Origin of the sequence: Streptomyces yaizuensis, from assembly GCF_034961445.1 — a bacterium.
Lineage (GTDB): Bacteria > Actinomycetota > Actinomycetes > Streptomycetales > Streptomycetaceae > Streptomyces > Streptomyces yaizuensis.
This window is the reverse complement of the sequence record NZ_BSBI01000001.1, coordinates 581,723-600,233: the sequence shown is the minus strand read 5'-3', so window position 1 is coordinate 600,233 and position 18,511 is coordinate 581,723. Positions and strand designations below refer to the sequence as shown.

The following is an 18,511-nucleotide window of genomic DNA, read 5'->3' as shown; positions in this document are numbered from 1 at the left end:
GGCCCGGCAGGTGGCCCGGCCGGTGGCCCGGCCGGTGGGCGGCACCCGGGGCGCCGCCCACCGTTCGAGAAGGGGTGGATCAGAACGCGGTCCAGGTGAAGGCGACCTGGTCGCCCGTGTTCAGCTTGAACTGGCAGCCACCGACGGGCGTCGGGGTCCCGTTGACGGAGATGTTCCAGTACGCCGAGGCTCCCCCGCTGACGTTCTTGATCGTGTCGACGAAGAAGTCGTCGAACGCGGGGTACCAGGTCCCGTCCCAGGCGAAGTGGTACCGCTGGGCGGCGTCGTCGAGGGCGGCCGTCGGCGTGGGGACCTTGGTCGGGTACGCGCCGCCGTTGGTGCCGTCGCACTTGTGGGTGCCGCCGGTGGCGGTGGTCACGTCGTGCCCCTTGGTCCTGATCTTCCCGTGGAACAGCGGTCCGTTCGGACCCTGGACCGTCAGGGTCACCTTGACCGGCGCGTTGGTCGACGGGACGACCGGGGCCTGGGTGCCGGCGACCGCGGGGCCGGTGACGCATGTGAGGCCGAGGGCCGCGGTGCCGATGACGACGCGGCGCAAAAGGGTCTGGCGCATGGGGTGCCTTCCTTGACGGGCTCGCGGTCGGCGCCGCGCGCCCGGGCCCGTGGGGGCACCTCCGCGCCGGCCCGGCGCGGGCCTGACGGGGGTGCGGGAGCGGGACCCCGGGCTTCGCGCCGCAGACCATGACGGTGGGAAGCGATGCGTTTCCGCACCCCGGGTCTCCCGACTCACGGCGTGTCAACGCCGCACACGGTTGCAGGTCAGCGCCGGAATCCCACCGGCTTCCCCCGGTTGTGCACGCGGATACTGCTGTGGTGCCGTGCTGCCCGTACGGACCGGGCTGTACGGGCCCGGCCCTGAGGATCCTCGGATCCGTTGTACGGGTAAGAAGCCCCCGGGCCGGTCGCGTCCGGTGATCGCGGGCGGTCGTATCGTATGCCCGGCGACGGCCTTTCAGCCATGCCTTCCGGTGGATCGGTCGACGCCGGGGCGTCCGGGGTGTGGCCGGGAGGGCATGGGCGTCTCCCGGCCACGGCCCGTCAGGAGGCGGGGAGTTCGCCGCGTACGGTGCGGGCGGCGGCCACCAGGTTCTCCAGGGAGGCGCGGGTCTCCGCCCAGCCCCGGGTCTTCAGCCCGCAGTCGGGGTTGACCCAGAGCCGCTCGGCCGGGATGGCCTTGAGGCCGGTGCGCAGGAGAGCGGCGGCCTCCTCGGCGGACGGCACCCTCGGGGAGTGGATGTCCCAGACGCCGGGTCCCGCCTCGCGCGGGTAGCCGTGCGCGGCGAGTTCCCGGGCGACCTGCATGTGCGAGCGGGCGGCTTCGAGGCTGATCACATCGGCGTCGAGGTCGTCGATGGCCTGGACGATGTCGCCGAACTCGGCGTAGCACATATGGGTGTGGATCTGGGTGCCGGGCTGGACGCCGCTGGTGGTGAGGCGGAAGGACTCCGTCGCCCAGGCCAGGTAGCCGGCGTGGTCGGCGGTGCGCAGCGGGAGGGTTTCGCGCAGCGCCGGTTCGTCGACCTGGATGACGGCGGTTCCGGCGGCCTCCAGGTCGCCGACCTCGTCGCGCAGGGCGAGGGCCACCTGGCGGGCGGTGTCGCCGAGGGGCTGGTCGTCGCGGACGAAGGACCAGGCCAGCATGGTGACCGGGCCGGTCAGCATGCCCTTGACCGGCTTGTCGGTGAGGGACTGCGCATGACTGGTCCAGCGGACCGTCATCGGCTCGGGGCGGGAGATGTCCCCGGCGAGGACCGGCGGACGGACATAGCGGGTGCCGTAGGACTGGACCCAGCCGTGCTGGGTGGCCAGATAGCCGGTGAGCTGTTCGGCGAAGTACTGCACCATGTCGTTGCGCTCGGGCTCGCCGTGCACCAGGACGTCGATCCCGGTCTTCTCCTGGAACGAGATCACCTCGGCGATCTCGGCCCGGATGCGCTCCTCGTACCCGGCGGTGTCGATCCGGCCGGCCCGCAGATCGGCGCGGGCGACACGCAGTTCGTCGGTCTGGGGGAAGGAGCCGATGGTGGTGGTCGGCAGGTAGGGCAGGCCGAGGCGGGTGCGCTGGGCCACGGTCCGCTCGCCGTACGGCTGGGCGCGGCGGGCGTCCGCGTCGGTGATCGCTCCAGTGCGGGCGCGGACGGCGGGGTCGCGGGTGATGGGGGAGGCCGCGCGGGAGGCGAGGGCGGCCCGGTTGGCGGCGAGTTCGCCGGCGATGGCGTCGGTGCCCCGGGCGAGGCCCTTGGCGAGGGTGGCGATCTCGGCGGTCTTCTGCCGGGCGAAGGCCAGCCAGCGGACGATCTGCGGGTCGACGTCCCGTTCGAGCGCGGCGTCGAGGGGGACGTGCAGCAGCGAGGAGGAAGAGGCGACATCGACCCGGTCCGCGAGACCGAGCAGGGTGCCGAGGGTGGCCAGCGACTTCTCCAGGTCGTTGACCCAGATGTTCCGTCCGTTGACGACACCGGCGACCAGGCGCTTGCCGGGCAGCCCGCCGACGGCGGCCAGCTTCTCCAGGTTGACGGCGGCCGACTCGGTGAAGTCCAGCGCCAGGCCCTCCACGGGCGCCTTGGCCAGAACGGGCAGGGCCTCGCCGAGCTGGTCGAAGTAGGAGGCGACCAGCAGCCTGGGCCGGTCCGTGAGGCCGCCGAGGTCCCGGTAGGCGCGGGCGGCGGCGTTCAGCTCGGCCGGGGTGCGGTCCTGCACCAGGGCGGGCTCGTCCAGCTGGACCCACTCGGCACCCGCCGCGCGCAGATCGGCGAGGACCGACGCGTACACCGGGAGGAGCCGGTCCAGCAGGGTCAGCGGGTCGAAGTCCGCGGCCACGCCGGGGGCGGGCTTGGCGAGCAGGAGATAGGTGACGGGGCCGACGAGGACCGGGCGGGGGGTGTGCCCGAGCGCGAGGGCCTCGGTCAGCTCGCCGATCTGCTTGGCCGGATCGGCGCTGAAGACCGTGTCGGGGCCCAGCTCGGGCACCAGGTAGTGGTAGTTGGTGTCGAACCACTTGGTCATTTCCAGCGGGGCGACGTCCTGGGTGCCGCGGGCCATGGCGAAGTAGCCGTCCAGCGGGTCGGCGGCGACGGCCGCCCGGTGCCGCTCGGGGATCGCGCCGACCAGGACGGTGGTGTCGAGGACGTGGTCGTAGTACGAGAAGTCGCCGGTGGGGACCTCGTCGATCCCGGCGTCGGCCAGCTCCCGCCAGTTCCGCTCGCGCAGTTCGGCGGCGGTGGCGGTCAGGGCGTCGGCGGTGACACGGCCCTTCCAGTAGCCCTCGATGGCCTTCTTGAGTTCCCGGTTCTGTCCCTGGCGGGGGTAGCCGTACACGGTGGACCGTGCTGCCGCGGCTGCGGACTTCGATGTCACGGAGATCTCCTTCGCGAGATGAATCCCTGAGATCCCGGGGACGGGACGCGAGCGCGAAGGGGTGACGAACCGGGCGGACCCGGGCCGCGCGCGGCATGGCGCGGTCCTCCGCTCGGTATGGTCGCCGACCCGCCCACGAGGTCACCGGGATATCCGCACACGAAACGGTCCGTGTACGGGCAACGGGCAGGTCTTCGGACTTGCGGGCACACCCACCGGAGCCTTCCGGCGGACACCTACTGGCCGTCGCTTCCCAGACCCGTCCCGGGTCCAGTGCGTATGACGGCGGTCGTTCCCACTCACCGCTGCGGGGCAGTCCCGGATTCCCACCGGGTTCCCTCTTACGACGCGCCTGCCTGGCGGGCAGGGCGAACCAGTTGCCCGGTCAGACTAGGCCCCCGCCCGGTCGGTGGGTAGTCGTTTCCACATTCCGGACGGTGAGTCGGGACACGTGGGCGTCCCGTGCGGCACCGGGATCCCGCCACCGGGCCCCGCCGGCGGCGGTGCGGGCGGCAGCGCCCCGCGCGGGCCGGTGCGGGCGCCCGCCGAAGCTCCGGCCCCGGCCATGACCCATCGTCACCAACCGTTCACGGCGGTGGGATCTGGTCATCCTCGGCCGCTGTCCTGCGGGGGTCTGGTTCACCGCGGGCGCTCTTCGTACGCTCTGGGTCGCCGTCCGGCCGGGTCGCGGCGCGCTCGCTCGTTCGGGCGACGGCCGCCTGAGGTGAACCGCGCGATCACGCTCGTCCTGTCCGCAGTCCGATTGCCCCGCGTCCCGCACCGGACCGCCGCCGGGACAGGACGGACGGAGGGGGCAGGGGCGGCGGAGCGGACCGACCGACAGCCGCGGAGCTGAGACACCGGGAAGGGGCCGCCATGGGCGGGGACGGAGACCAGGACCACCGCCACCGGGCCCGTACCGGAAGCTGGGAGTGGCACGGCCACCGCGCCCGTCCCGGGAAACCCGGCCGGCTCCACCCGGGCCGCGCCGGGGACCGCGACGAACCCGGCACGCCGGACGGGGCCGCGCGGGCCCTCCGCACACCCGCCCGACTCCTCCCCACGGCGGCGGTCGCAGGCCTCGACCCGGAGGGCACCGCCCCGCTGGTGGACCGCAGGGCGGGCCGACTGCCGCGCCGCCACGACCCGGACGGCGACCGGGACACTCAGCCGGACGCGCCCGGCGCCCCCGGGGCGGCGGGCCCGGCGGTCGTCGCGCGGTGTGCGCTGCTCCGCTCCCCCGGCCGCGCCCGTCGGCAACCCGGCCGGATCCGCGCCCGTATCCGGGACCCCGCGCTGTACGGGGACGGCCCGCCGGGCCAGGGGCTCGCCCCGGGAGCGCTCGCCGGGCGCCGCGACCACGCGCGCCGCGCCGGGGGGACGCGGTGAGCGGGCGGCCGGACGTCGTCGTCTGCGGTGGCGGGGCCGCCGGGCTCGCCGCCGCGCTCGCCCTCGGCCGGCGGGGCCTGGACGTCGTCGTCCTGGAGAAGCGGCGCGACACCCCCGCGCTCGCCAAGGGGGAGGTGCTCCAGCCGCCGGCCGTACGGGTCCTCGGCGCGTGGGGCGTGCTCGACGGGCTCCGCGGCCGGGGCGCCGCGCCCCTGTCCCGGGTGGTGATCCGGGACGCCTGCGGCACGGCCACGATGGCGTTCGAGTACGGGACCCTCCCGGCGGGCTACACCTCCCTCCTCGCCGCCGAGCACCCGGCGATCCTGGGCGCGCTCGCCGACGGGCTGCCGGACGGTGTCGAGTTCCGGCGCGGGGCGGTCGTGGAGGGGCTGCTGCGCGACGCGTCCGGCCGGGTGCGCGGGGTGCGGATACGGGAGGGGGGCCGCCGCCACGACCAGCCCTGCGCGCTGGTGGTCGCCGCCGATGGCGTCTCCTCCCGCCTGCGCAGGGAGGCCCGGATACCGGCGGCGCCGCACGCGTACCCGCACCGGCTCGTCGCCTGGGAGTGCCCGGGCCCGCCGCCCCGTCCCGACGAGGTCACCGCGTACGACACCGTGGATGGGCTGCGGCTGGTGTACCCGCTGCCCGGGGCCAGGACCCGGTTGTACGCGCAGGTCACCGAGGGCGAACTGCGCGGCACCCACGGCGCGGGGCCGTGGGCCGCCCTCCTCGCCCGGGGGGTGCCCGAGCTGGGACCGCTGGCGGGGCGGCTGCGCGGGGACGACACCCGGCAGACCTTCGCGCTGCGGCGGTTCGTCGCCCCGTCGCTGGCCGTTCCCGGTCTGGTCCTGGTCGGTGAGGCGGCGCACGCCGTCCACTCGCTGGCCGCCCAGGGCATGAACACCGCCCTCGCCGACGCCGAGGCGCTCGCCCGCCATCTGGGCGCGGCCGGGGTGGACGGGCCCCGGTCCGTGGACCGGGCGCTGCGCGGGTACGAGGCCGAGCGCCTGCCCTGGATCCGGCATGTCGACCGGCTGAGCCACGAGGCGGTGGGCATGGTGATCGGTGCCGCGTGGCCGTCCCGGGTCCTGGCCCGCCGGGCCCTGGAGCGGATCCGGCGCAGCCCCCGGATGACCCATACCGCGACCTACAACCTCGCCGGGCTCGGGATCCGGCCCTTTCGCGCGCTGGACCGGCTGCACCAGCTCGGGCTGCCGGACCCCCGTGCGGGTCTCGTCCCCGACTGGCCGCCGGCCCTCGCCCCGGCGGCGGCCCCCCGGGAGCGGGAATGAGCGGCGGAGCGGGCGGCCCGGGGAGTGTCTTCCGCCATCCCGTCTGCGGTAGGGGCCCGTGGGGCCGGGTCGCGGTGTCGTCGTCGGGTACGGGCGTGCCCGTCAGTGCCGGCCGTGCAGGGTGACGGGGAGAGCGGTCAGCCGGCTGCCTTGCAGTCCGCCGCCGCGGGCCTGCTGGAGGTCGGCGAAGGGCACGGCGAGACGGGCCCGGGGGAAGTCGGTTCGCAGCACCGTGGCCACCGCGCGCAGTTCGAGCTGTGCGAGGTGGGCGCCGACGCAGAAGTGCGGACCGGCGCCGAAGGCTAGGTCCGGACCGGGCGGACGGGCGGGGTCGGTGTTGATTCCCTGGATGTCGACGAGCACGGGCGCCCGGGAGGGAAGCCGTGTTCCGGCGAGTTCGATCCCGGTGGTGGTGAACCGCCAGAGGGTGAAGGGGGCGGGCGGGTGCTGCCGGAGTGTCTCGCGGACCAGTTCGTCGATGTCTTCTCCGCCGGCCGGGGGCTGGTGCGGGCGGTCCGCGAGCAGGTGCGCCACCAGGGTGCCGAGGGCGGCGTCGGTGGTGAGCTGCCCGGCGAAGGTCAGCGCGAAGAGGTGGTATTGCAGTTGCTGTCGGGTGGTGTGTGCGGGGACCCGGTCACGCAGTTCGGCGGCGAGGCCCCGGCAGTTGTCACCGAGCCCGGAGGCGGTGAGTCCGGCGAGTTCGGCGATCGCGTCGCCCTGTACGCCGGCTTGGTCGCTGAGCATCCGCTTGCAGGCGTCGGCGGCCCGGTCGATGTTCTCCAGGGGGATGCCCAGCAGGTCCAGGAGGACGGTGAGGGGGTAGCGGGTGGTGAAGTCGGCCATGAGGTCGATCTCGGCCCGGTCGGCGGCCAGTCGGGTGAGCAGCGTCCGGGCGATCGCGTGGATCCGGTCGGAGTGCCCGCGGATCCGCTGAGGGGACAGGAGCGGGGCATGGGCGCGGCGCAGTTCGGTGTGTTCGGGGCCGTCGAGGGTGGTCAGGGACGGTTGCTCGGCGGCGGTCTGTTCGAGTCCGGCGGTGCGGCGGTCCCAGCCGGGAGGGGCGAACGCGGGGTCCTTGGAGATCCGGGGGTCGAGGAGCACCTCGCGTGCCAGGGCGTGGTCGGTCACGATCCAGGCCCGTCCGCCGGCCGGGGCGTCCACCTGGACGACGGGGCCGGCGGCCCGCAGGGCGGCGCGGACCGGGTCGGGTTCGGTGATACCGCGGACGGTCGCGGCGAACGGGTCGATGCCCGCGAGACAGGGAGCGTTCAGCATCCGGGCTCCATGCGTAGGGGGATGGGCGAGCGCTCGCGGTCCGGTGCGCCCCGCGAGCCGTTGCACCTCCACAGTAAAGTAACTTCACAAGCAAGTGACTTCACCGTGGAGTGACTTCGCGAGGAAGCTATGCTGCTCCGTGACACGTTGTCAACGCGCTCCGGCGAACGCATCCGCCGGCGGCGCAAGGAAGGGAGGGGCCCGGTGGGCGAATCGACGCCCGACGGCATCGCGGCGCAGCGCGAGCAGCTGGCGGAGTGCCTCAGGGCCTACGGCGCGGGCTTCACCGAGCTGGGCCGGCGCTTCGCCGCCCGGATCGGCGTGCACTCCACCGACGCCTTCGCCCTGCTGGAGATCGCCTCGGCCGAAGCCGACGGCGTCCCGCTGTCCCCGGCTCTGCTCAGCGGCCGCATCCCGCTGTCATCGGGGGCCATGACCGCACTGCTCAACCGCCTCGAAGGGGCCGGGTACGTCACCCGTACCCGCGAACACACGGACCGGCGGATCGTCACCCTGCGCAGCACGCCCCGGGCCAGGGAGCACGCGGACGCGTTCTTCGCCCAGGTCAACGCGCGCCAGGACGAGGTCCTGTCCCCGTACCCGCCCGAGCTGCTCCAGCAACTCACCACGGTCCTGACCCAGCTGCGCTCCACCCTGGACACCCGGCCGACCGGCGGTTCGTAGCACCGCCCCGGGACGGGGGGCCGGGCGGGCGGGAAACCCGTGGCCGGCGGCGGACGCGTTGCCTACGATCGCCGTCATGTCCTTGCTGCGAACGATCCATGACGTGCCCGTACTGATGTGCCCCGCCGACGGCCCGCCCGTCGCCGGTGAGAGCGATGCCCTCGACCTCATCGGCGAGGCCGGCTACCTGGGCGCCTCGTGGGTCGTCCTGCCCGTGGAGCGGCTGGACGAGTCGTTCTTCCGGCTGCGGACGCGGGTCGCGGGCGACATCGTCCAGAAGTTCGTCAACTACCGCATGGGGCTGGCCGTCGTCGGTGACATCTCCCGGCACACCGACGCCAGTGAGGCGCTGCGGGACTTCGTCCGGGAGTGCGACCGGGGGCGGCAGACCTGGTTCCCGGCCGACACCGCCGAACTGGAGGCACGGCTCGCGGGCTGACGCGCCCCTCATCCGGAGGCGGCCGGGTCACCAGCCGCGTCGCGGGTGGCTGCTCCCCCGGGCCGGGGACGGCACGAAACCGCTGCGCAGCCGTGCGACCAGGGCCCGGCGCAACTCCCGGTCCTCGTCGGTCTCCACCGCCACATCGAGCTGGACGATGTCGACGCCCGCGGTCCGGAGCCGGCCGATGCGTTCGGCGACGGTCTCCGGCGATCCGACGAAGGCCCCGGCCAGGGAGCGGCGGACGGCGGCGGTGATCCGCTCGTGGTCCGGCTCCGCCCCGGTCAGGCCGCGTTCGCGGTCGCGGTCCAGTTGGACGGCGTCCGCCCGGCGGGCGGCGCCGGGCGCGGTCGACAGCCGGACGGCGTCCCGGCCGATGAGCCGGGCGCGGTCCGCCGCCGCGTCGTCGGTGCGGGCGAGGACGAGGGTGACGTGCCGCCAGATCCGCAGGGTCCTGCCGTGTTCGGCCGCCGCCGCGCGGGCCTCGGCGATCCGCCGCCGGGTCGTCGGCAGGGGCCCGGGGGCGACGGCGTACACCTCCGCGTACCGGGCGGCGAGCCGGACGCCTTCGGGCGAGGAGCCGCCGAAGGAGATCAGCTCCCCGCGCGGCCGGGGCCACACCCCGGTGCGGGCGTCTCGCACCTGGTAGAACTCGCCCCGGTGGTCAAAGCCTTGACGCTCGGTCAGGCCGCGCCGGAACAGCTCCAGATACTCCCCGGCCCGGCGGTAGCGGTCGGCCTTCGGCAGGAGGTCGCCGTCGCGGGCGACGTCCGTGTCGCTGGAGCCGACGATCACATGGGCCGAGGCCCGGCCGCCGGAGAGCCGGTCCAGTGTGGCCAGCGAGCGCGCCGCCGCCGTGGGCGCGGTGACGCCCGTGCGGTGCGCCACCGCGATACGCAGTCTGCTGGTGGCGGCGAGCGCCCACGCCCCCACCAGCCAGGGGTCGGGCCAGGAGCTGGACTGCACGACCAGGGCGCTGTCCAGCCCGTCCTCCTCGTTCTCCCGGGCGCTGCGGGCCACGTACGCCGGGTCGGCGTCGCGCTCGGGCGGGTCCGGGGCGAACCGCAGCGCCTGCCGTTCGCCGGGGGTGTCGCCCGCGACGGGGGCCGCCCGGACGCCGCCCCGCAGATCCAGTTCCATGCTCCGTCCTTCCTCGGTCCTGCTCGGCCCTTTTCAGCCCTTCTCGGAACTTCTCGGAACTCCTCGGAACTTCTCGGGCCTTCCTCGGCCGGTGACGCGGTCCGTACCGGTCCCGGCCCGCCCGGGGCGGGTCAGTGGGACGCGGGTCCCAGCCGCGCCAGCGTGTCCAGGAGCCGGGCGCGGCTCACGAAGACGTCGGGCGGCAGGGACACGTACAGCTGGATGGTCGTCACCCCGGGCCGGTGGTAGGCGCGGATGCGCTCGCGGCACTCCTCCGGGGAGCCGCTGATGAAGAGGCCGTCGACGACCTCGTCGGGCAGGGCCTTCTGGGCGGCCTCGGGGTCGCCCGCGGCCCACGCGGTGTGGGACTCGCGGAGCAGTTCGCCGTGGCCCAGCCACTCGTGGAACTTGCGGTACGGCTCGCGGTTGAGGATCCAGGCGAGGAAGGGCCGGGTCGCCCGGTGCGCGTACTCGGTGTCCTCGGTGGGGCACACGAACACCTTCACCACGAGTTCCTTGCCCGGGGGCTGCGGGCCGACCGCGTCGAGGACGGTGGGCACGTCCTCGGGGAAGAGCAGGTTGGTGATGGCCCCGTCGCCCTCGTGGAAGCCCAGGCGCAGCATGCCGGGGCGGAGTGCGCCCAGGATGACCTTGACGGGTTCGGCGGGCGGGTGGGGCAGCCGGTAGCCGGTGATGGAGAAGGTGTCGAAGTCGCCGGCGATGTGTTCGCCGCGCAGGGCCCGGGTGACGAAGCGCAGCACGTCGCGGGTGCGTTTGAAGGGTTCGTCGAACGGGATGCCGTTGATGTCGGTGACGTGCGCGGGGACGGAGGAGCCGAGGCCGAGGAGGAGCCGTCCGGGGGCGAGCTGGGCGAGGGTGGCGGCGGTCTGGGCGAGGACGGCGGGGCCCCGGGTCTGCACGGGGACGATCCCGGTGGCGATCCGCAGCGACGGCGACCAGGTGGCGGTGGCGGCCAGCGGGGTGAACGCGTCCGTTCCGCCGCCCTCGGCGCTCCACACGTCGGTGTAGCCGAGGTCGGGCAGCCGCTCCACGAGGAAGCGGTGGCGGTCGATGGTCAGCCCGGGCAGGGGCAGGGTGATGCCCCAGTTCGGCGGGGTGGTGCCGCTCGCCGTGCGGGGGTGGTGCGGGGGCTGCTCGGCGGTCATGGAACCGGCCGTCCTTCCTGTGTCCGCCACGGGGGCCCGCCCGGGGGCGGGCCGGTGGCGCGGTGGGTCGGTGGGGGTACGGGTCACGGGGTGACGCGGACGGTGGTCAGGTCGAGGAACCACGACCGGGGCTGTACCAGCCCCTTGACGGAGGGGGCGAGCGCCCTCGGGTTGCGGTCGTTGACGACGAAGAGCCACGGGGCGTCCCGGGTGACCTCGGCGAGGGCCTTGCGGTAGTCGCGCTGGCGGGCGGTGCGGTCGGGCGTGGCGGCGGCCGTGGCGAGCAGGGCGTCCACCCGGGGGTTGGTGTAGCCGCCGGTCCAGAAGGTGCTGTCGCTGCCGATGAAGAGCGGCAGCAGCGCCTCGGACTGGAAGAGGGTGGTGGACTGGGCGATGGCGTCGGAGCCCCGGGCGACCTCGCCCCGGGCCTCGGCGCCGATCAGGGTCGCCCAGTCGGTGGTGCGGATCTCCACGTCGATGCCGACGGCGGCGAGGTCGCGCTGGAGCGCTTCGGCGATCGGGACGGGGAGCAGATTGCCCGATCCGGCGGTGGGTACGGTGACCGAGGTCCGGAAGCCGCCGGCCCGGCCGGCTTCGGCGAGGAGCCTGCGGGCCTTCGCCGGGTCGTAGCCGTAGAGGTCGCCGGACGGTTCGTGGGCGAGGGTGGAGCGGGGCGCGGCCTGGTAGGCGGGGTCGGCGGTGCCGTGGAGGAGTTTCTCCGCGATGGCCTCGCGGTTGATGGCGTAGTTGGCGGCCCGGCGGACCCGGGGGTCCTTCCAGGGGCCCTTCTCCGTGTCGAGGATCCAGTACCAGAGGTGGTCGTAGTGGTTGGTGACCACGCGGGCGCCGTCGGCCCTGAGCGCGGCGAGGTCGTCGGGGTGGGGGTATTCGATCCAGTTGACGGAGCCCGACCGCAGGGCGGCGGTGCGGGCGGCGGCGTCGGGGAGCGCCTTGACGACCAGTCGTTCCACCCGGGGGGCTCCGCGCCAGTAGCGCCGGTGGGGCACGAGCTGGATCTCCTCCCCCGGCCGCTGGGACTTGAAGGCGAACGGTCCGGTGCCGACGGGCCGCCGGGCCAGTCCGGTGGAGCCGCCGGCACGGACGGCGGTGGGGCTGGCGATCAGCACATGGGCGAGGTCCTCGGGAAGGTGGCCGTTGGGCTTCCCGGTCACCAGCTCCACCCGGTGGGTTCCCAGCGCGCGGTACGAGGCGATCGAGCCCGCGTACTCCTGGGCGGCGGCCCCGAGGGCGGCCGTGTGGTGGGGGTGGTCCGGGTCGAGGTAGCGGTCGAGGTTGAAGACGACGGCGGCGGCGTCGAAGGGGGTGCCGTCCTGGAAGGTGACGCCCTCGCGCAGTTCGAAGGTCCAGGTGCGGCGGTCGGGGGCGACCTTCCAGGAGGTGGCGAGGGCGCCGGTGATGCCGGGCGCGGTGTCGGTGCGGGACAGGTCGTAGCGGGTGAGGCCCTCGTACAGCTGAAAGCTGACCAGCCGTTTGCCCTCGAAGCCGGCGCCGCCGATCACGGTGTCGGTGTTGGGGAGTTTCCCGGTCGCGCCGATGACGAGGGTGCCGCCCCTGCCGCCGGGCAGGCCCGTGCCGGGGTCGGCGGCGCAGCCGGGGAGCGTGAGCAGCAGCGCGGTGGCGGCGGGGAGCGCGGCGGCTCTCAGCCTCCGGTGGGCGGGGCGGGGCGGGCGGTGGTGCGTCATGGATGTCCTCTGGGTGCGCGGTCCGCGGAACGCTGGTGGCGGGTGGGGCGGGTGGTTCACCCGGGCCGAGGTGGGTGGTTCACCCGGGCCGGGTCCGGGTGGTGGCGGGCAGCAACGGCGGTACGGGGAGGCCGGTCAGGTCGGGTGGCGTGGCCGGGGACGGTGGCGACTGGGGCGTTCCGAGGTCGGCCGCCGCGAGCAGGGCCCGGGTGTAGGGGTGCGCGGGCGCGTCCCAGATCCGGTCGGCGGGGCCCTGTTCGACCACGCGGCCGGCGCGGAGCACGACCACCCGGTGGGCGAGCCGCCGGACCACGGCCAGGTCGTGCGAGATGAGGAGATAGGCCAGGCCGTGGCTCTGCTGGAGTCCGCCGAGCAGGTCCAGGAGCCGGGCCTGGACCCCCGGGTCGAGGGCGGAGGTGGGTTCGTCGCAGATCACCAGGGAGGGGTCGGTGGCCAGGGCGCGGGCGACGGCGACCCGCTGGAGCTGTCCGCCGGACAGTTCGCGGGGCCGGCGGGGCGCGAGCGCCGGGTCGAGCCCCGCCAGCCGCAGGAGTTCGGCGGTCCGCCCGGGCCGCTCGCGGCGGGGTACGCCCTGGGCGCGCAGCGCGAAGGAGACCGCGTGGCCGCAGGGGAGCGCCGGGTTGAGCGATCCGTACGGATGCTGGGGGACGAACTGGAGCCGGGCCCGCGCGGACCGGCTGCTTCGCCCCCGCCACCGGTACGGGTCGTCCCCGGCGAAGCGGACCGTGCCCCGGGTCGGCGCGAGGAGTCCCAGCGCGATCCGGGCGAGGGTCGACTTGCCGGAGCCGGACTCCCCCACCAGGCCGACGGTCTCCCCCGGCCGGACGTCGAGGTGGATGTCGTGCAGGACGGTCCGGGCGGGGTCGGGTCCGCGCCCCGGGTAGGTGTGGGTGACGCCGGTGAGGGTGAGCAGCGGGCCGGTCGTCATGGGCGGGCTCCCGGGTCGGCGGCGACTGCGGGCAGCCGGGCGAGGTCGGCGGTGTACGGGTGGCTCGGGCGGTGCAGGACGTCGGCGGCGGGCCCGGTCTCGGCGATCCGGCCGGCCCGCAGCACGGCGACGGTGCCGCCGATCCGGCGGGCGGCGGCCAGATCGTGGGTGATCAGCAGCAGGGCGAGGCCGGTTTCGGTGCGCAGGGCGGTGAAGAGGTCGAGGATCCGCACGCGCAGGAGGGGGTCGAGGGCGGTGGTGGGCTCGTCGGCGACGAGCAGCCGGGGGCCGCAGCAGACCGCGAGGGCGATGGCGGCCCGCTGCCGCTGTCCGCCGGAGAGTTCGTGAGGGCGGCTGCGGGCGATGCGGTGGGGGTCGGTGAGGCCGGCGCGGGCCAGCACGGCGGGGACGGCGGCCCGGGCCGCGCGCCGGCCGGGTGCGGCCCGGTGGCGCAGCAGCACCTCGGTGATCTGGGAGCCGATCCGGCGGAGCGGGTCGAGGGAGGTGGTGGGGTCCTGGGGTACGTAGCCGATGCGGCGGCCCCGGATCCGGGAGAGTTCGCGTGCGCCGAGGCCGCTCAGGTCGGTGCCGTCGACGCGGACGCTGCCGGTGGTCGTCGTCCCCGGGGCGGGCAGGGCGAGGACGGCGCGGGCGAGGGTGGTCTTGCCGCTGCCGGACTCGCCGACGAGGGTGAGCGCGGCTCCGGCGGCGAGCCGGAGGGAGACGCCGTCGACGGCGGGGGGCGTGCCGGGGTGGCGGACGGTGAGGCCGGTGATCTCCAGGGCGGGGGCGGCGGGACCGCTCCGGGTGGCGGCGGGGCGGGCGGTCATCGGACGGTCTCCGGGGGCGGGGTGGTGCCGTCCCCGGTGCGCCGCCGCAGCGCGTCCCCGAGGGTGTTGAACACCACCGACACGAACAGGACGGCGAGCGCGGGCAGGACGGCGACACCGGGGTGGGTGAGGAGGACGGGCCGCAGCTCGTCCAGCATGGCGCCCCATTCGGCGGCCGGCGGCGGTGTGCCGAGGCCCAGGAAGGAGAGCCCGGCGGCGTAGACGACGGACAGCCCGACGAGGGAGGAGCAGTAGACGAGGACGGCCGGGGCGACGACGGGGGCGACCTGGAACAGCAGGACGGCGCCGCGGGAGGCGCCGCCGACGCGGGCGGCCTCCAGGTACTCGGCGGTGCGGACGCGGCGTACCTCGGTGAGGACGACCCGGGCGACGGCGGGGGTGAGGACGATCGAGAGGGAGACGACGGTGGTGGGCAGCCCGGGTTCCAGCACGGTGGCGACGGTGAGGGCGAGCAGCACGCCGGGGAAGGCGTAGAGGACGTCGAGGGCGCGGAGCACGGTGTGTTCGGTGACGCGTCCGCCGAGTCCGGCGACCGCGCCCAGGGCGGTGCCGGCGAGTGCGGCGACGGCGACGGGGAGGACCCCGCCGACGAGTGACGGCCGGGCGCCCGCGACCAGCCGGGCGAGCAGGTCGCGGCCCTGGCTGTCGGTGCCGAGGAGGTGCCCGGGGGCGCCGGGGCCGAGGAGCCGGTCGTCGAGGGTTCCGGCGGCCGGGTCGGGCAGCGGCAGCCAGGGGCCGGCGAGCGCGATCAGGACGAGCAGTCCGGCCAGGGCGGCGGGGACGGCGACGCCGGTGGGGCGCCGCCGGGTCCCGGCCGCCTTGCCCGTGCCGGGTACGAGGAGGCTCACCGGGCGGTCCTGACCCGGGGGTCGATCAGGGCGTGCGCCGTGTCGACCAGGAGGTTGATCCCGACGAAGGCGACGGCGACCAGGAGCACCCCGCCCTGGACGAGGGCGAGGTCACGTGCGGTCAGCGCGTCGTACAGCAGCCGTCCGAGCCCCGGCCAGGAGAAGAGGGTCTCCACGAAGACGACTCCTTCCAGGAGGTAGGCGAGTTGCAGTCCGCCGATGGTCAGCAGGGCGGGGGACGCGTTGTGGAGGGAGTGCCGCAGGACGGCGGCGCGGCCCAGTCCCCGGGCGCGCAGCCCGTCGGCGAGGTCCGAGGTGTGCACGGCGGCCAGCGCGGCGCCGAAGACGCGGGCGGTGAGTCCCATCGGTACGAGGGCGGCGGCGACGGCGGGCAGGACGAGGTGGCGCAGCCGGTCCAGGGCACCGGAGGAGCCGAGGACATCGTGGGTCCCGCCCGGCGGGAGCCAGCGCAGCCAGACCGCGAAGACGGCGATGAGCAGCAGGGCGACGGAGTACTGGGGCGCGGAGACGGCGAGGGTGCCGAGGCCGCGGGCGAGGCGGCCCCGGGCCGTGCGCGGGCGCAGTGCCGCGACGGTGCCGAGCAGGACGCCGCCGGCGACGACGAGGACGAACGCGGCGGCGGCGAGCAGCAGGGTCTGTCCGGCGGCGGGGAGCAGGAGTTCGGCGACGGGCCGCTGGGCGGAGACGGAGTCGCCGAGGTCGAAGCGGAGGAGGTGGCCGAGCCAGACGGCGTAGCGGACGGGGGCGGGCTCGCCGAGGCCGAGCCGTTCGGTGAGTTCCTCGCGGGCGGCGGGCGGGGCGCCGGGGCCGAGGAGGGCGGTGACCGGATCGCCGGGGACGAGGGTGGCGGTCAGGAAGACGACGAGGGTGACCCCGAGGACGGTGGGTACGGCGAGCAGCAGCCGGCGGAGCAGGTAGCGCCTCATGCGCCGGGCCTCCGGGGGGCCGCGCCGGGGCGGGCGGCGGTGGGCGGGCTCGGGAGGCGGGGCATGGTCGGGTTCCTTCCGGGATCGGGAGAGCGGGCGGGGCGGGAGGACGAGGGAGTGACGGGAGGGTGGGCGTGCGGACCGGTGTTCCCGCTGCTCCGTGCTCCTGTGCCGGGCCGGTGGTCGGGCGGGCGGCCGGCGGCGGTGGGCCGCTCCGGGGGCGCCCGGCCCCGGTCCACCGGTGCGCCGACGCGCTGGTGGACCGGGTCGCGTGCCCTCCCCGGCGGGAGGACGCCGCTACGCCGCGGGGCCCGGCGCACGGCCGGGAGGGCGGGGCGGTCCGGATTCCCGGCGGGCCGGTCCGGGCGGTGAGTCGAAGGATGGGCGACGGGACGGGCCCGTTGCCAGGCAGGCGTTCATACGGATACTCCCGGTCATAGGATCGGCGTGGACCGGTACTTCCTCCGGGGCGGACAACTGTGCGACGGCCGACATTGACCGGCACCTGAAGCCCTCACTAGGCTGGGCTTATGGCTCTCAGGCGCACCGACTTCACCCTGGTCGGTATCTGCGGATCGTGGCACCGCAGGTGCTTCGACGAGACCTGTCGCGCCGTCGCCGGGCGCTGACCTCCGCCGCCGGACAGCAGCGCCTCCTCCTCTCCTTCCTTTCCTGCCGGGTCCGTTCCCTCCCCCAGCGCCCAGGTCGCCGCCGACGCCGCTCGATCTGATGGCAGGTCAGGGATGTGCGAAGAGTCCGGTGCCACCGTCGTGTCCGAGGGGAACCCATCGCGATGCCGTACCACTTCCGAGAACCCGCCCCCAAGGCCACCGCCGTTCCCCACCCGCTGACCGGGGTGGAGAGCGGGAAGCAGCCGTGTGCCGTGATCGCCCCGGGCGGGGCCCGGTCCGTGCACGCCGAGATAGACAACCCGCTCGATCTGATCGCCGGTCATCAACTCCTCGCCGAGGACCGGATGCCGGCGGGGCGGCCGCTCCCCTACCGTCTCCCGGAACCCGCGGGGTGCGTCTGCGGGCATCCGCTCTGCCCCGACACGGGGCCCCGGGCCGCGGCGACCACCCGGGTCTTCCTGGTGGAGCCGCACCCGGTCGCCCGCGCGGGGCTGCGCGGCGTGCTCGGTCTCGTACCGGGCATGACCGTGGTGGGCAGCTCCGGCGACACGGACCGGGCGATGGAGTCCGTACGGCGGGTACGGCCCGATGTCCTGCTGCTCGGGGGCGGTGCGCGGCTCGCCGACGATCTGGCGGCCGTGGTGCGGCTGCGGGGCCCCGAGGGGCATCCGGGGGCGCGGGTCCTGCTGTTGCGGCGGGCCGAGAGCACCACGGAGGCCAGCCGGATGCTGCTCGCCGGGGCGAGCGGCTGCTTCCCGCTGGACCTGCCGGAGGAGCAGATCATCGGCGCGGTGTCGCTGGCGGCGGGCGGTGCCACCGTCTTCCTGCCGGCGCCGCCGCCGGCGCCGGTGCACGCGGCGAGCCTGGCGGGGCAGGCCGCCGAGCCCCCGCCGCAGCACTGCGGCCTGACGGAGCGGGAGCGGGAGGTGCTGGCGCAGCTGGCCCGGGGGCTGAGCAACGCGGAGATCGGGCGTGAGCTGGCGCTCGCCGAGGCGACCGTGAAGAAGCACCTCACGCAGGCGATGCGCAAGACCGGGCAGTCGGACCGGCTGCGGGCGGCGCTCTACGCCCACCGGCACGGCCTGGCGGGCTGAGAACCGCCCGCCGGGGCGGCCCGGGTCCGCTCCGGCGGGCGGCGGGACGCCCCGTCGGCCGGGCGGCCGGGGCCCGGGCGGCGGTACCGGGGGCGCGGTCCCGTACGGATTTCGGCGCCCCGCGCTCGTACCCCGGCGCGGGCGCGGGCAGCCGCGACCGGGCAGTACGGGACCGTACCTCCGCGCCGGATCCGCACGGCGAGGGGTGCGCTCGTCCTCCACCGGGCCCGCACGTCCCCCGCCGGAACACGCCAGGCACGCGGGACCCCTGACGGATGCTCGTGCGTTGTCGGCGCGAGCGCGCGCGGCTCCCGCCCGCAGGTTCACCGGATCCGTACGGCGAAACCGATGAACCCGCCCTGCCCCGCGGTCCTTGACGGATGCGGGCCGGGTACCCGCGACCGCTCCCCCGGCTCCCGGCGCGGCCACGGACGATCGCGGCCGGGCGCTCCGGGAGCGTACGTCCGTCTGCCCGCGCGATGACCGCCGGACCCGTACGGCGGGACCGGTGGACCCGCCCCCCTGCCTTTCACATCCCGGACATCCCCGTACCGGGGTACGGGCTCACGCGCGCCCCGGCGCCCGGTGCCGGAGCGCGCCCGGGGCGCCCAGGTCCCCGGCTCACCCCATCGTATTCGGACACGTAACTCCCGCCGCCCGGGGCGACCTTCGGAGCATCCGGCCTGGCCCGATGGTCTCCGGCACCGACTCCGTTCGTGGCTTC

The 18,511-nt window shown here is 75.5% G+C and carries 15 protein-coding genes and 2 riboswitches; of the genes, 5 read left to right on the top strand and 10 right to left on the bottom strand.

Features of this window, described 5'->3' with window-relative positions:
* Positions 1-79: 79 nt before the first annotated feature.
* On the bottom strand, positions 80-574 hold the full coding sequence (locus SYYSPA8_RS02185; RefSeq protein WP_323445163.1) for a DUF4430 domain-containing protein: 495 nt from the start codon (positions 572-574) through the stop codon (positions 80-82).
* Positions 575-735: 161 nt separating this feature from the next.
* Positions 736-808: riboswitch (cobalamin riboswitch) on the bottom strand.
* A 251-nt stretch (positions 809-1,059) separates the two neighbouring features.
* Positions 1,060-3,378 carry a 5-methyltetrahydropteroyltriglutamate--homocysteine S-methyltransferase gene (metE, locus tag SYYSPA8_RS02180; RefSeq protein WP_323445162.1) on the bottom strand — a complete coding sequence of 773 codons (2,319 nt, stop codon included), beginning with the start codon at positions 3,376-3,378 and terminating at the stop codon, positions 1,060-1,062.
* 168 nt (positions 3,379-3,546) lie between these two features.
* Positions 3,547-3,771: riboswitch (cobalamin riboswitch) on the bottom strand.
* Between the two features lie 483 nt (positions 3,772-4,254).
* Here metE and SYYSPA8_RS02175 point away from each other — a divergent pair.
* Positions 4,255-4,767, top strand: coding sequence for a hypothetical protein (locus SYYSPA8_RS02175; RefSeq protein ID WP_323445161.1), 513 nt, complete (start codon positions 4,255-4,257; stop codon positions 4,765-4,767).
* Positions 4,764-6,059, top strand: a complete 1,296-nt coding sequence (locus SYYSPA8_RS02170; RefSeq protein ID WP_323445160.1) for an FAD-dependent oxidoreductase — start codon at positions 4,764-4,766, stop codon at positions 6,057-6,059. Before SYYSPA8_RS02175 ends, SYYSPA8_RS02170 begins: the two co-directional genes overlap by 4 nt.
* Positions 6,060-6,161: 102 nt before the next feature.
* Here SYYSPA8_RS02170 and SYYSPA8_RS02165 read toward each other — a convergent pair whose 3' ends face one another.
* Entirely contained in the window at positions 6,162-7,334 is a 1,173-nt protein-coding gene (locus SYYSPA8_RS02165) for a cytochrome P450 family protein (RefSeq protein WP_323445159.1), read from the bottom strand.
* Between the two features lie 204 nt (positions 7,335-7,538).
* Here SYYSPA8_RS02165 and SYYSPA8_RS02160 point away from each other — a divergent pair, with 204 nt between their 5' ends.
* Both SYYSPA8_RS02160 and SYYSPA8_RS02155 read left to right on the top strand, forming a co-directional pair.
* Positions 7,539-8,018 carry a MarR family winged helix-turn-helix transcriptional regulator gene (locus tag SYYSPA8_RS02160; RefSeq protein WP_323445158.1) on the top strand — a complete coding sequence of 160 codons (480 nt, stop codon included), beginning with the start codon at positions 7,539-7,541 and terminating at the stop codon, positions 8,016-8,018.
* A gap of 76 nt (positions 8,019-8,094) precedes the next feature.
* Entirely contained in the window at positions 8,095-8,457 is a 363-nt protein-coding gene (locus tag SYYSPA8_RS02155) for a DUF4180 domain-containing protein (protein ID WP_323445157.1), read from the top strand.
* A gap of 27 nt (positions 8,458-8,484) precedes the next feature.
* On the opposite strand, the gene SYYSPA8_RS02150 is transcribed toward SYYSPA8_RS02155, so the two are convergent.
* The 7 genes from SYYSPA8_RS02150 to SYYSPA8_RS02120 form a co-directional block, all read right to left on the bottom strand.
* Entirely contained in the window at positions 8,485-9,597 is a 1,113-nt protein-coding gene (locus tag SYYSPA8_RS02150) for an LLM class flavin-dependent oxidoreductase (protein ID WP_323445156.1), read from the bottom strand.
* Between the two features lie 131 nt (positions 9,598-9,728).
* A complete protein-coding gene (locus SYYSPA8_RS02145) occupies positions 9,729-10,763 on the bottom strand; it encodes an LLM class F420-dependent oxidoreductase (protein WP_323445155.1) in 1,035 nt (344 codons plus the stop codon).
* A gap of 83 nt (positions 10,764-10,846) precedes the next feature.
* Positions 10,847-12,466, bottom strand: a complete 1,620-nt coding sequence (locus SYYSPA8_RS02140; protein ID WP_323445154.1) for an ABC transporter substrate-binding protein — start codon at positions 12,464-12,466, stop codon at positions 10,847-10,849.
* 79 nt (positions 12,467-12,545) lie between these two features.
* The gene (locus SYYSPA8_RS02135; protein ID WP_323445153.1) at positions 12,546-13,415 is read right to left on the bottom strand and encodes an ABC transporter ATP-binding protein; all 870 of its coding nucleotides are present in this window, start codon (positions 13,413-13,415) and stop codon (positions 12,546-12,548) included.
* Complete coding sequence (locus SYYSPA8_RS02130) at positions 13,412-14,245, bottom strand: ABC transporter ATP-binding protein (RefSeq protein WP_323445152.1); 834 nt, start codon at positions 14,243-14,245, stop codon at positions 13,412-13,414. The genes SYYSPA8_RS02135 and SYYSPA8_RS02130 overlap by 4 nt, the downstream gene beginning before the upstream one ends.
* A complete protein-coding gene (locus SYYSPA8_RS02125; RefSeq protein ID WP_323445151.1) occupies positions 14,242-15,114 on the bottom strand; it encodes an ABC transporter permease in 873 nt (290 codons plus the stop codon). The genes SYYSPA8_RS02130 and SYYSPA8_RS02125 overlap by 4 nt, the downstream gene beginning before the upstream one ends.
* Positions 15,111-16,061, bottom strand: a complete 951-nt coding sequence (locus SYYSPA8_RS02120) for an ABC transporter permease (RefSeq protein ID WP_323445150.1) — start codon at positions 16,059-16,061, stop codon at positions 15,111-15,113. The genes SYYSPA8_RS02125 and SYYSPA8_RS02120 overlap by 4 nt, the downstream gene beginning before the upstream one ends.
* A gap of 793 nt (positions 16,062-16,854) precedes the next feature.
* On the opposite strand from SYYSPA8_RS02120, the gene SYYSPA8_RS02115 reads away from it, so the two are divergent.
* Entirely contained in the window at positions 16,855-17,787 is a 933-nt protein-coding gene (locus tag SYYSPA8_RS02115; protein ID WP_323445149.1) for a response regulator transcription factor, read from the top strand.
* Positions 17,788-18,511 lie beyond the last annotated feature (724 nt).

Coding starts and splice junctions, on each gene's coding strand:
- SYYSPA8_RS02185 (WP_323445163.1), bottom strand. CDS start 574: ATGCGCCAGACCCTTTTGCGCCGCGTCGTCATCGGCACCGCGGCCCTC.
- SYYSPA8_RS02175 (WP_323445161.1), top strand. CDS start 4,255: ATGGGCGGGGACGGAGACCAGGACCACCGCCACCGGGCCCGTACCGGA.
- SYYSPA8_RS02165 (WP_323445159.1), bottom strand. CDS start 7,334: ATGCTGAACGCTCCCTGTCTCGCGGGCATCGACCCGTTCGCCGCGACC.
- SYYSPA8_RS02155 (WP_323445157.1), top strand. CDS start 8,095: ATGTCCTTGCTGCGAACGATCCATGACGTGCCCGTACTGATGTGCCCC.
- SYYSPA8_RS02150 (WP_323445156.1), bottom strand. CDS start 9,597: ATGGAACTGGATCTGCGGGGCGGCGTCCGGGCGGCCCCCGTCGCGGGC.
- SYYSPA8_RS02145 (WP_323445155.1), bottom strand. CDS start 10,763: ATGACCGCCGAGCAGCCCCCGCACCACCCCCGCACGGCGAGCGGCACC.
- SYYSPA8_RS02140 (WP_323445154.1), bottom strand. CDS start 12,466: ATGACGCACCACCGCCCGCCCCGCCCCGCCCACCGGAGGCTGAGAGCC.
- SYYSPA8_RS02135 (WP_323445153.1), bottom strand. CDS start 13,415: ATGACGACCGGCCCGCTGCTCACCCTCACCGGCGTCACCCACACCTAC.
- SYYSPA8_RS02130 (WP_323445152.1), bottom strand. CDS start 14,245: ATGACCGCCCGCCCCGCCGCCACCCGGAGCGGTCCCGCCGCCCCCGCC.
- SYYSPA8_RS02120 (WP_323445150.1), bottom strand. CDS start 16,061: ATGAGGCGCTACCTGCTCCGCCGGCTGCTGCTCGCCGTACCCACCGTC.
- SYYSPA8_RS02115 (WP_323445149.1), top strand. CDS start 16,855: ATGCCGTACCACTTCCGAGAACCCGCCCCCAAGGCCACCGCCGTTCCC.